This window comes from Caballeronia terrestris (genome assembly GCF_001544515.1).
Classification (GTDB): Bacteria; Pseudomonadota; Gammaproteobacteria; order Burkholderiales; family Burkholderiaceae; genus Caballeronia; species Caballeronia terrestris.
In genome coordinates this window covers 1-1422 of sequence record NZ_FCOL02000401.1, presented here as the reverse complement: position 1 = coordinate 1422, position 1422 = coordinate 1, and the positions used below count along the sequence as shown (strand labels likewise).

The following is a 1422-nucleotide window of genomic DNA, read 5'->3' as shown; positions in this document are numbered from 1 at the left end:
GCGAAGTCCATTCTCGCGGAAGAGGACTTGCAAAGCGCCAGTACCGCAAGCGAAAGCCCTTCCGATCCGAACAGCGGCTGACGAATGCGATGAACCGCGAGGCCCGAACATCGAGCCCCGCTTGCTCGTGCGCGGCCGCAAGGCCTCATACCGTCAACAGCGCGCCGGTTTGCGCGCGAGCGGCGCGTCCGGTAAGGTAGCGGACTCCGAGTGCCCAGATATAACCAGGGTCCACGTTGCCAACTCTGCGGATACTGATGGTTCGTCGCAAAACCCTACGGGTTCGGCCGTCGGCCGACGCAGAGACTCGAACGGAGAGACCTGCGAAGGTACTTAGGTCAAACGCTTTTCGCATGCGCGGTGTTGCGATCGGGTGAGCCAGATCAAGGGATCGGGGCGGCGTGTCGCCTATCGTTCTCCTGTCCGGATCGATACACATGGTGAAGAGTATGAAGAGGTCAGTTGGGTGCGCAATGCTAGTCAGTTGTCTTGCCGCGTGTGCCTCGAATACACGCTGGAGTGAATTCGAACAGACCGAGCCATCACTGGTCGCGGCGCACATCTTTGCTTCGATCGAGTGTACCGGTCAGGAAGAATGCGGCATGCGCTGGCAGCGGACAAAGGAGTACGTGTCCCGATTCTCGGCGACCCGAATTCAGCACGCGGACGGCAACGGCATCGAAACTGCGCAACCTCATGAAGAGGGCGTAGTCTATCTGTCTGCGACGCAGGTTCCGCTCGACGGACCAGGTGAACGCGCCCGTATCAGGCTGAAAGGGATGTGCCGTGGGATGTACAAGGACGACGGTAGTCCGGGCTTGTTCTATGCAAGCTGCGCCAACGAGATTCGGAGCATCGAGACGAACTTTAGGGGCTTCGTGCTTGCGCCCGCATGATGATCACATGCAAATTCACGGTCGAGCGTAAAAACAGCTGGCAGCTCGCCGAATGGATCGGCGAAGCGACGCTTGACGGCGCGCAGCATCTTTTCGAGCGGGCACAATGGGTTGCCGAAACTGCGCGCGATGTACTGCGGAAATATGTTGTTGAACAACTGGGCGAACGTGAAGCGGCTCTCATCGTGGATGAGACTGGTTTCGTCAAGAAGGGGCAGCACTTGGCCGGTGAGCAACGCCAGATTAGTGGACCGCAGGCCGTATGGAGAACAACCAGATCGGCGCGTTCCTCTGCTATGCCGGTCGTGGCGGCAGCGCATTTATCGACCGCGAATTGTATATGCCCAAGGCGTGGACCGATGACCGTGTGCGCTGCGAGGCAGCGGGCATTCCCGGGTCGGTGGAGTTTGCAACGAAGCCGCGACTCGCGCGAAGCATGCCTTAACGGGCGCTGGACGCAGGTGTGCCGTGCGGCTGGGTCACGGGTGATGAAGTCTACGGCAGCGACCGTCAGATGGGGTTGTGG

Annotated in this window: 1 protein-coding gene and 1 pseudogene; both read left to right on the top strand. The window is 59.9% G+C overall.

All coding sequences use genetic code 11. The annotated features are described in order from the left end of the window. Positions 1 to 437: 437 nt before the first annotated feature. A complete protein-coding gene (locus AWB67_RS37765) occupies positions 438 to 896 on the top strand; it encodes a hypothetical protein (protein WP_087660848.1) in 459 nt (152 codons plus the stop codon). Positions 897 to 916: 20 nt separating this feature from the next. Beyond that, a pseudogene (locus AWB67_RS37760) lies at positions 917 to 1422 on the top strand (IS701 family transposase); the annotation flags it as partial.